General features: G+C 30.8%; 1 pseudogene. It reads left to right on the top strand.

Annotation, left to right across the window (positions count from 1 at the left end):
• Window positions 1–327 precede the first annotated feature (327 nt).
• Window positions 328–620 (top strand): annotated as a pseudogene (locus KPL50_RS26710) (hypothetical protein); the annotation flags it as partial.

The following is a 620-nucleotide window of genomic DNA, read 5'->3' as shown; positions in this document are numbered from 1 at the left end:
CTTCTGGAGTCTTAATATTTCAGCACCGCAGGTGATGATTTAACCATTTGAATAATTATACATCAATATGAATAATTATTCAACATATTGTTTATTTTTTTTGTGATTTTATTGTGTTTATTTATTAACAGTGTATTTATAACCAATTACACCATTTTTATTGCATAATTATGCAACGAGATGCCACTAAGCATTATAGCTACAACAATAACTTTTAATGCTTGTTTTACTAAGATTGAAAAATGTCACTATACATTTTCTTTAAGTAATGGTAATATAGATGATAATGATAATCATTACAATTAAAAGATAAAAAGGAGTGTACATATGTTTCATAATAATAAGTTATTTTCTATTATGTTTTCTTTTATGGCAGTGATGCTACTTGTATCAGGGTGTGGCAACAAATCAACGACAACCACAAGTAAGGAGAAGGCGGCACCTTCATCTGAAGAGGAGCGCATTGTTAAACATGCTCAGGGAGAGACAACGATTAAAGGTACTCCTAAAAGAATAGTAACCTTATATCAAGGTGCTAATGATACATTGGTGGCGTTTGGTGTAAAGCCTGTAGGTATCGTTGAGTCTTGGGATCAAAAACCGATTTATGATTATTTAAA

Source organism: Clostridium sp. CF012 (assembly GCF_018861755.1).
GTDB lineage: Bacteria > Bacillota > Clostridia > Clostridiales > Clostridiaceae > Clostridium_AD.
The sequence above is the reverse complement of the archived record's forward strand: the minus strand, read 5'-3'. Positions and strand labels throughout refer to the sequence as shown.